Genomic DNA, 10308 nt, shown 5'->3' with positions numbered 1-10308 from the left:
TGAAATATAGAGTTTTCAAGGTACAAGTCCCATTTTGGGTATGGGAAGTCTTTATATTTAATTTAATAATATCAATTGCAATTATGATAGCGTTAATACTTGTTCCGAAATTTAATCCGGCATTGAGTCTGGTTATTGCAAGTATTTATATGGGTGTAACATGCGGATTAGGATTTGTAAATTCTATCGAAACCATAGGTACTGGATTTGGAAATATGATGGCAGGAATTGGTCTGCCAATTGGTTTTGGTGTTATACTGGGACAATTGATGAGTGACACAGGAGCAGCAAAAGTAATTGCAAGAACAATTGTACATGCTGTGCCAAATAAGTATGTTTTATATGCAGTGGCATTTGCAGGCTTTGTGTTAGCAATTCCAGTTTTCTTTGATGTCACATTTATTATTCTGATTCCAATCGGTGTGGCTGTCGCAAGGGAAGTGAATAAACCGCTTGCATATGTTGTGGGAGCTTTGACGATTGGAGATGGAATTGCACAGACGCTTGTGCCACCAACACCTAACCCATTGGCAGCGCCTGGTATTTTAAATTTTGATCTTGGTACAATGGTTATTATGGGATTGATCATTGGTGCAATTGCAACATTAATATCTGTATTTGTATATACGAAAATACATGATAAAGGATTTTTTGATGCAGAAAAAGATGTAAATAAAGATGCGGAAATTTATGTTGAAGAAGACTTGAATGAGAATCAGAAAGTGCCAGGTTTTTTCGTATCTTTACTTCCAATTTTACTTCCGGTTTTTTGCATTCTTGTTGGAACTGGAGCATTAGCTGTCAGCGAAAATGTTCCATGGATTGCGCAATTCTTAGGAAATAAAATTATAGCAATTATGATAGGAACTCTCTGTGCATATTTCATTGGTTATAAGTATCTTGGTAAAAATAAAGTGGAAAATTCTGCTAATGAAGCGCTAAAGCAGGCTGGAGTAGTATTATTAATTACTGGTGCCGGAGGATCATTTGGAGCAGTAATCGCAGCAACAGATATCGGGAACGCACTTGTATCTACATTGAATATCAATAGTGGTTCAGTATTAAAAACCTTGCTTTTGGCATATTTTATAGGTTGCATATTTAGAATTGCACAAGGTTCTGGTACTGTAGCAGGAATTACAGCGATGACAATTATGGCAACGATTGCACCAAGTGTATCAGTTCATCCGGTTTATATTGCATTGGCTGCTCTCGCTGGTGGAATAAGTGTGGGACATGTAAATGACAGTGGATTTTGGGTAGTGTCCAATATGTCAGGATTTAATGTAAAGGGTGGATTGAAGACATATACATTGGCTCAGATTATAATGTCTGTATCTATTATGTTTTTAACAGTTATCTTTGCATTGATTTTGCCGGGAGCAATCGGTTAAAAACATGTGGATTTACTGAGTATGTACAACAAAAGGAAGATGTTTTACTTTTTTTGATTTGCAAGAGCATATGATTATGATGTAAACATTATCTTAACAAATTTTTATTAAGGATTTGCTTTTTTGAAAGAAATAGTGTACAATTGAAAATAATATGGAAAAATATGATTTTGCTCTTGACAATAAAAAGGGCTTTGTGCTATAGTAAAAAATGCGCTATTGTGGAAAGTTATGCCATGATATTGCACGAAAAACTGAGTCACAAAGCTCTTTTTCGTCGTTTTAGCGATAACAGGGCATTTTGCGGACCACAAAAAAAATAAGAGGAGAGTGAAACGTCAATATGGAAAAGAACAGAATTCGTCCCATGAAAAGCGGAAAAAGCTCACGAATGAGTTATTCCAGACAAAAAGAAGTTCTTCAGATGCCGAACCTGATTGAAGTGCAGAAGGATTCTTATGATTGGTTCCTTAAGTCAGGATTGAAGGAAGTATTTGAAGATATTTCCCCAATTACAGATTATAGCGGTAAATTAAGCCTGGAGCTTGTTGATTTCACACTGTGTGAAGATGATGTGAAATACAGCATTGATGAGTGCAGAGATCGTGATGCAACTTATGCAGCACCGCTGAAAGTCAGAGTAAGACTTCATAATAAAGAGACGGATGAGATTAACGAGCATGAGATCTTTATGGGAGATCTGCCGCTGATGACACGTACTGGTACATTTGTAATTAATGGTGCGGAGCGTGTAATCGTAAGTCAGCTGGTACGTTCCCCTGGTATTTATTATGCAATTGCACATGATAAGCTGGGTAAAAAGCTTTATTCCTCTACTGTCATTCCGAACCGTGGTGCATGGCTGGAGTATGAGACAGATTCCAATGACGTTTTTTATGTTAGAGTAGATAGAACAAGAAAGGTGCCGATCACAGTACTTATTCGTGCTCTTGGAATCGGTACAAATCCGGAGATCATTGAACTCTTTGGTGAAGAACCGAAGATTATGGCAAGTTTTGAGAAAGATGCTGCAACAAACTATCAGGAAGGACTTCTTGAATTATATAAGAAGATCCGTCCGGGTGAGCCGCTTGCCGTTGACAGTGCAGAAAGTTTGATCACAAGTATGTTCTTCGACCCAAGACGTTATGATCTGGCGAAAGTAGGACGTTATAAATTTAATAAAAAGCTTCTTCTCAAGAACCGTATTTCAGGACATGTTCTTGCGGAGGATGCAGTAAGCCCGATTACAGGCGAGGTGATCGCTGAGGCTGGAACAAAGGTGACAAGAGAAATTGCAGATCGGATCCAGAACGGAGCTGTTCCGTATGTATGGATCGACAGACCGGAAGAAGAGAGAAATGTCAAAGTTCTTTCTAATATGATGGTAGATCTGAAGGAAGTTGTTGACATTGATCCGGAAGAGGTTGGTGTAACAGAACTTGTTTACTATCCGGTACTTGCAAATCTCCTTGAGGAAACAGCAGGAGATATCGATGAGCTGAAAGCGGCTATCAAGAGAGATATCCATGATCTGATTCCGAAGCATATTACAAAAGAAGATATCATGGCTTCTATTAACTACAATATGCATCTGGAGTATGGTCTGGGTAATGATGACGATATCGACCACTTGGGTAACAGACGTATCCGTGCGGTAGGAGAACTTCTTCAGAACCAGTACAGAATCGGTCTGTCCAGAATGGAAAGAGTCGTAAGAGAGAGAATGACAACTCAGGATCTGGAAGGAATTTCCCCACAGTCCCTGATCAACATAAAGCCAGTAACTGCAGCGGTAAAAGAATTCTTCGGATCTTCTCAGCTGTCACAGTTCATGGATCAGAACAATCCGCTTGGTGAGCTGACTCACAAGAGACGTCTGTCTGCCTTAGGACCTGGTGGTCTTTCAAGAGACCGTGCCGGATTCGAGGTTCGAGATGTACATTATTCCCACTATGGAAGAATGTGTCCTATCGAGACGCCTGAGGGACCTAACATCGGTCTGATCAACTCACTGGCAAGTTATGCAAGAATTAACGAGTATGGATTTATTGAAGCTCCATATCGTAAGATTGACCACTCCGATCCGGAGAATCCGCGTGTAACAGACGAAGTTGTTTATATGACAGCGGATGAAGAGGATAACTATCATGTAGCACAGGCCAACGAGACACTGGATGAGGAAGGACATTTTGTTCATAAGAACGTATCCGGTCGTTACCGTGAAGAGACTCAGGCTTATGAGAGAAAAGCATTTGACTATATGGACGTATCTCCTAAGATGGTATTCTCTGTTGCTACAGCTTTGATTCCATTCCTTCAGAATGACGATGCTAACCGTGCGCTGATGGGATCCAACATGCAGCGTCAGGCAGTACCGCTTCTTATGACAGAGGCACCGGTAGTCGGAACAGGTATGGAAGAAAAAGCTGCTGTTGACTCAGGAGTATGTGTAGTCGCTGAGGAAGCAGGAGTTGTTGAGCGTTCAACATCAGCAGAAATCCAGATCCGCCAGGATGATGGAAAACTGAAAAAATATAAACTTACAAAATTCCTTCGAAGCAACCAGAGCAACTGCTACAATCAAAGAGCAATTGTGTTCAAGGGTGACAGAGTGGAGAAAGGCGATGTGATCGCTGACGGTCCGTCTACATCTAATGGTGAGCTTGCATTAGGAAAGAACCCGCTGATCGGATTCATGACCTGGGAAGGTTACAACTACGAGGATGCGGTTCTCTTAAGTGAGAGACTTGTTCAGGATGATGTATATACATCTATCCATATTGAGGAATATGAGGCAGAAGCCCGTGACACCAAGCTTGGACCAGAGGAAATCACTCGTGATATCCCGGGTGTCGGTGATGATGCGCTTAAGAATCTGGATGACAGAGGAATTATCCGCGTCGGTGCTGAGGTCCGTGCCGGAGATATTCTTGTTGGTAAAGTTACTCCTAAGGGAGAGACAGAGCTGACAGCCGAGGAGAGACTGCTTCGTGCAATCTTCGGTGAGAAAGCACGTGAGGTCAGAGATACATCTCTGAAAGTACCTCATGGTGAGTACGGTATCGTAGTAGATGCCAAGGTATTTACAAGAAGCAACGGCGACGAGATGTCACCGGGAGTGAACCAGTCTGTTCGTATCTATATCGCTCAAAAGAGAAAAATCTCTGTTGGTGATAAGATGGCCGGACGTCATGGTAACAAGGGTGTCGTTTCCCGTGTACTTCCAGTAGAAGATATGCCGTTCCTGCCAAATGGCCGTCCGCTTGATATCGTGTTGAACCCGCTGGGTGTGCCTTCACGTATGAATATCGGACAGGTCCTTGAGATTCACCTGTCTCTGGCAGCAAAAGCACTTGGATTCAACATTTCTACACCTGTATTTGATGGTGCGAACGAGATAGATATTATGGATACTCTTGATCTGGCAAATGACTATGTCAACTTAAGCTGGGAAGAGTTTGAAAAGAAACATAAAGAAGAGCTGCTTCCGGAAGTTCTGGATTATCTCTATGAGAACAGAGATCACAGAAAACTCTGGAAAGGTGTTCCGATTTCACGAGATGGTAAAGTTCGTCTTCGTGACGGAAGAACAGGAGAGTATTTTGACAGCCCGGTAACAATCGGACACATGCATTATCTGAAACTGCATCACCTGGTTGATGATAAGATCCATGCACGTTCAACAGGTCCTTACTCACTGGTAACACAGCAGCCATTAGGTGGTAAAGCACAGTTTGGTGGACAGCGTTTTGGAGAGATGGAGGTATGGGCTCTTGAGGCTTATGGCGCATCTTACACATTGCAGGAGATCCTGACTGTGAAGTCTGACGATGTAATCGGTCGTGTGAAGACATACGAGGCGATCATCAAGGGCGAGAACATTCCGGAACCAGGTATTCCGGAGTCATTCAAAGTACTTCTGAAAGAGCTTCAGTCTCTCGGACTGGATGTTCGTGTACTTCGTGATGACAATACAGAGGTGGAGATTATGGAAACTTCCGATATGGGAGAGACCAGCTTCCGCTCACTGATCGAAGGAGATGGAAAATATCGTCGTGATGAGGAAGACTTCGGCAAACACGGTTATACAACTCAGGAGTTCCAGGGAGAGGAACTTGTAAATGAGGAACCGGAAGAGGACGAAGACGATTACGATTCAGATTATGGCGACGATAGTTTTGATGACTATGATGACATGTCAGATGATGAATAGAAAGGGGTGCCTGTATGCCAGAAAATAGTAAAGAACAATCATATCAGCCAATGACTTTTGATGCAATCAAAATCGGGTTGGCATCACCTGAAAAGATTCTGGAGTGGTCAAAAGGCGAGGTAACAAAGCCTGAGACTATTAACTATAGAACCTTAAAACCAGAGAGAGATGGTCTGTTCTGTGAAAGAATTTTTGGACCAAGCAAAGACTGGGAGTGTCACTGCGGTAAATACAAAAAAATCCGTTATAAAGGTGTTGTTTGTGACCGTTGTGGTGTAGAGGTTACTAAGGCAAGTGTACGTCGTGAACGTATGGGACATATTGCCCTGGCAGCCCCGGTATCTCATATCTGGTACTTTAAAGGAATCCCGAGCCGTATGGGATTGATCCTTGACTTGTCTCCAAGAACACTGGAGAAAGTATTATATTTTGCTTCTTATATCGTACTTGATAAAGGCGAGACAGACCTGCAGTATAAGCAGGTTCTGTCTGAGCAGGAGTATCAGGAAGCAAGAGAATCCTGGGGAAAAGGTTTCCGTGTTGGAATGGGAGCTGAATCTATCTTAGAGCTTCTTCAGGCAATCGACCTTGAAAAAGAATACGAAGATCTGACAGAAGGTCTCAAAGGCGCTACCGGACAGAAACGTGCAAGAATCGTAAAACGTCTGGAAGTTGTAGAAGCTTTCCGTGAGTCTGGAAACAAACCGGAATGGATGATCATGACAAATGTTCCGGTTATCCCGCCAGATCTTCGTCCAATGGTACAGCTTGATGGTGGACGTTTTGCAACATCTGACCTGAATGATCTGTACAGAAGAATTATCAATAGAAATAACCGTCTGAAACGCCTTCTTGAGTTAGGCGCTCCAGATATTATCGTAAGAAATGAAAAGAGAATGCTTCAGGAAGCGGTAGATGCCCTGATCGACAACGGCCGTCGCGGACGTCCGGTAACAGGACCTGGAAACCGTGCACTGAAATCTCTGTCCGATATGTTGAAAGGTAAATCCGGACGTTTCCGTCAGAACCTGCTTGGTAAGCGTGTTGACTATTCTGGACGTTCCGTTATCGTTGTAGGACCGGAACTTAAGATTTACCAGTGTGGTCTGCCGAAAGAGATGGCAATTGAGCTGTTCAAGCCATTTGTTATGAAAGAGCTTGTTCAGAACGGAACTGCACACAACATTAAAAATGCTAAAAAGATGGTTGAGAGACTTCAGCCAGAGGTTTGGGACGTCCTTGAGGATGTCATCAAAGAGCATCCGGTTATGCTGAACCGTGCGCCTACACTGCACAGACTTGGTATTCAGGCATTTGAGCCGATTCTTGTAGAAGGTAAGGCTATCAAGCTTCATCCACTTGTTTGTACAGCGTTCAACGCCGACTTCGATGGAGACCAGATGGCTGTCCATCTTCCACTTTCTGTAGAAGCACAGGCTGAGTGCAGATTCTTACTGCTCTCACCAAACAACCTCCTGAAACCATCTGATGGTGGTCCGGTAGCCGTTCCTTCACAGGATATGGTACTTGGTATTTACTATCTGACTCAGGAAAGACCAGGTGCTACAGGAGAAGGTAAGATTTTCAAGAGTGTAAATGAAGCAATCCTTGCTTATGAGAACCAGGCAATCACACTTCACTCTAAGATTAAAGTACGTGTGACAAAGACAATGCCAGGTGGAGAAGAAATAACAGGAATTGTAGAGTCCACACTTGGACGTTTCATTTTCAACGAGATCATCCCACAGGATCTTGGATTTGTTGATCGTGAAAAAGAGGAGAACAAACTTCTTCTGGAGATTGATTTCCACGTAGGAAAGAAACAGTTAAAGCAGATCCTTGAGAAGGTTATCAATACACACGGAGCAACTGCAACAGCAGAAGTTCTGGATGCTGTAAAAGCAATTGGATATAAATATTCTACAAGAGCTGCCATGACCGTATCTATTTCCGATATGACGGTACCTCCGCAGAAACCACAGATGATCCAGCAGGCACAGGATACTGTAGACCGCATCACTAAGAACTTCAAACGTGGTCTCATCACAGAGGAGGAGCGTTACAAAGAAGTTGTAGAGACATGGAAGGCAACTGACGACAAACTGACAGAGGCACTGCTTTCTGGTCTTGATAAATACAATAACATCTTCATGATGGCTGATTCCGGAGCCCGTGGATCTGACAAACAGATCAAACAGCTTGCAGGTATGCGTGGATTGATGGCTGATACAACTGGTCATACAATCGAGTTGCCTATCACTTCAAACTTCCGTGAAGGACTTGACGTACTGGAGTATTTCATGTCTGCCCATGGAGCACGTAAAGGTATGTCTGATACAGCTCTTCGTACAGCCGATTCAGGATATCTGACAAGACGTCTTGTTGACGTATCTCAGGAGCTGATCATTCATGAAGTAGATTGTGCAAAGAAAGATGCACCGATTCCTGGAATTTTTGTAAAAGCATTCATGGATGGAAAAGAAGAAATCGAAAGTCTTCAGGAGCGTATTACAGGACGTTACCTGTGCTATGACATTGTAGATAAAGATGGCAATGTTCTTGTTAAGAAGAACCATATGGTAACACCAAAACGTGCAGAACTGATCTGCAAGAAGGGTGTAAATGAGAACGGAGAGCCATTAACACAGATTAAGATCCGTACAATCCTTACATGTCGCTCACACAGTGGCGTATGTGCAAAATGTTATGGAGCCAACATGGCAACAGGTGAGCCGGTACAGGTCGGAGAGGCTGTCGGAATTATTGCTGCTCAGTCAATCGGAGAGCCTGGTACACAGCTTACAATGAGAACATTCCATAATGGTGGAGTTGCCGGTGGAGATATCACACAGGGACTTCCTCGTGTCGAGGAGCTTTTTGAGGCAAGAAAGCCTAAGGGACTTGCAATCATCACAGAGATTGCAGGAACTGCGAATTTGAACGACACGAAGAAGAAACGTGAGATTATCGTAACAAATCATGAGACAGGTGAATCAAAAGCATATCTGATTCCTTATGGATCACGTATTAAGGTAGCAGACGGAGCAGAACTTGAGGCCGGTGATGAGCTGACTGAAGGTAGTATCAATCCGCATGATATCTTAAGAATTAAAGGCATCCGTGCAGTTCAGGATTACATGATCCAGGAGGTACAGAGAGTTTACCGTCTGCAGGGTGTTGAGATCAACGATAAGCATATCGAGGTTATCGTTCGCCAGATGCTTAAGAAAATCCGTATCGAGGAGTCTGGAGATACAGAGTTCCTTCCGGGAACAAATGTAGACAGACTTGAGTTCGAGGATGTGAATGAAGTACTGGAGGCAGAAGGAAAAGAGCCTGCAATCGGAGAGCCGATCATCATGGGTATTACGAAGGCTTCTCTTGCAACCAATTCCTTCCTGTCAGCCGCTTCTTTCCAGGAGACAACAAAGGTTCTGACAGAGGCAGCAATCAAAGGAAAGATCGATCCGCTGGTAGGTCTGAAAGAGAACGTAATCATCGGAAAACATATCCCGGCTGGTACAGGTATGAGAAAGTATCGTGATATCAGACTGAATAGTGAGTTATCTATGGATGACGATCTGTTCTTTGAAGAAGGATTAGATGATGATGACGATTTAGATATTCTGGATACAGATTTTTCAGATGATGATCTGTTAGAAGAAAATGAACTTACAACAGAAGAATAAGACTTGCGTAAGAGTTTTGAATGAAAGTACCGCCGCACGAATTCGTGCGGTGGTACTTTTTTTGTATAATACCTTTAGGCTGCCCGTTCTGGAGCAGCCTAAAGTGCATTATGCACAAAAAAATAGAAATGATGTATGAACAATTAATAAAAAACATAAAAAGATAGTCAAGACAAACTTTTTTGATAAAATATTATTGACAATGATTATCATTAACAATATAATAAGTGATGGAAATGATAATCAGTTTCAAATCGTGCGAGGTAATATATATGAGCCAAGAAGAGAGATTTCAAGAAGTATTAAATCAATTAAAGAAAGCTGGCTATCGGATTACCGAACAGAGAAAGCTTCTTTTACACATTATATTGAATAATGAATACTCCTCTTGTAAGGAGATTTATTATGCAGCAAAGAAGCAGGACGACAAAGTCGGAATTGCAACTGTGTATCGTACTGTGCAACTGTTGGAAGATATGGAACTGATCCATAAAGAGATGGTTGTGAGAATTTAGTGAGGAGAAGGAGTGGATTATGATGCCGTTAACGATGTTAAATCCAGGCGAAAGTGCATCTATCGTCCGGGTAGGTGGAAATGAAGAAACAAAAAGATTCCTGGAGAATCTCGGATTCGTAGCTGGAAGTGAGGTGAAAGTTATTTCCAGTAACGAGGGTAACATAATTGCCCAGATTAAAGAATCACGAGTTGCAGTCAGCAAAGGAATTGCTAATAAAATAATGGTCTAGGAGGAACGGGAGAATGACTTTAAGAGATGTGAAAGTTGATCAGACAGTATCCGTAGTAAAGCTTCATGGAGAGGGAGCTACAAAAAGAAGAATTATGGATATGGGAATCACAAAAGGAACCAGCATTTATGTCCGTAAAGTAGCACCACTTGGTGATCCGGTGGAAGTTACTGTACGTGGATATGAATTGTCTCTGAGAAAAGCAGACGCAGAGATGATCGAAGTTAAATAACCAATTAGAGAGTAAAACAGGAGGATGTAA

Annotated in this window: 6 protein-coding genes; all 6 read left to right on the top strand. The window is 42.2% G+C overall.

From position 1 onward, the window contains the following. The first annotated feature begins 83 nt into the window (after positions 1 to 83). The 6 genes from LI164_RS09885 to LI164_RS09860 all read left to right on the top strand — a co-directional run bounded on the left by LI164_RS09885 (position 84) and on the right by LI164_RS09860 (position 10278). Entirely contained in the window at positions 84 to 1394 is a 1311-nt protein-coding gene (locus tag LI164_RS09885) for a GntP family permease (RefSeq protein WP_255642371.1), read from the top strand. Positions 1395 to 1737: 343 nt separating this feature from the next. Beyond that, positions 1738 to 5610: a DNA-directed RNA polymerase subunit beta gene (locus tag LI164_RS09880; protein WP_117606923.1), complete on the top strand. Its 3873-nt coding sequence runs from the start codon at positions 1738 to 1740 to the stop codon at positions 5608 to 5610. A gap of 14 nt (positions 5611 to 5624) precedes the next feature. Then, positions 5625 to 9299, top strand: a complete 3675-nt coding sequence (gene rpoC / locus LI164_RS09875; RefSeq protein WP_227087058.1) for a DNA-directed RNA polymerase subunit beta' — start codon at positions 5625 to 5627, stop codon at positions 9297 to 9299. 272 nt (positions 9300 to 9571) lie between these two features. Continuing rightward, complete coding sequence (locus LI164_RS09870; protein ID WP_005338537.1) at positions 9572 to 9814, top strand: Fur family transcriptional regulator; 243 nt, start codon at positions 9572 to 9574, stop codon at positions 9812 to 9814. 19 nt (positions 9815 to 9833) lie between these two features. Then, positions 9834 to 10046, top strand: coding sequence for a FeoA family protein (locus LI164_RS09865; RefSeq protein WP_005330360.1), 213 nt, complete (start codon positions 9834 to 9836; stop codon positions 10044 to 10046). 13 nt (positions 10047 to 10059) lie between these two features. Continuing rightward, positions 10060 to 10278, top strand: coding sequence for a ferrous iron transport protein A (locus tag LI164_RS09860; RefSeq protein ID WP_005338535.1), 219 nt, complete (start codon positions 10060 to 10062; stop codon positions 10276 to 10278). The last annotated feature ends 30 nt before the right edge of the window (positions 10279 to 10308 follow it).

Origin of the sequence: Dorea sp. 210702-DFI.3.125 (assembly GCF_020560945.1) — a bacterium.
Classification (GTDB): Bacteria; Bacillota; Clostridia; order Lachnospirales; family Lachnospiraceae; genus Dorea; species Dorea formicigenerans.
Note: the sequence above shows the minus strand (reverse complement) of the source record. Positions and strands in the feature narration are given on the sequence as shown.

Coding starts and splice junctions, on each gene's coding strand:
- LI164_RS09885 (WP_255642371.1), top strand. CDS start 84: ATGATAGCGTTAATACTTGTTCCGAAATTTAATCCGGCATTGAGTCTG.
- LI164_RS09865 (WP_005330360.1), top strand. CDS start 9,834: ATGATGCCGTTAACGATGTTAAATCCAGGCGAAAGTGCATCTATCGTC.
- LI164_RS09860 (WP_005338535.1), top strand. CDS start 10,060: ATGACTTTAAGAGATGTGAAAGTTGATCAGACAGTATCCGTAGTAAAG.
- rpoC (WP_227087058.1), top strand. CDS start 5,625: ATGCCAGAAAATAGTAAAGAACAATCATATCAGCCAATGACTTTTGAT.
- LI164_RS09870 (WP_005338537.1), top strand. CDS start 9,572: ATGAGCCAAGAAGAGAGATTTCAAGAAGTATTAAATCAATTAAAGAAA.
- LI164_RS09880 (WP_117606923.1), top strand. CDS start 1,738: ATGGAAAAGAACAGAATTCGTCCCATGAAAAGCGGAAAAAGCTCACGA.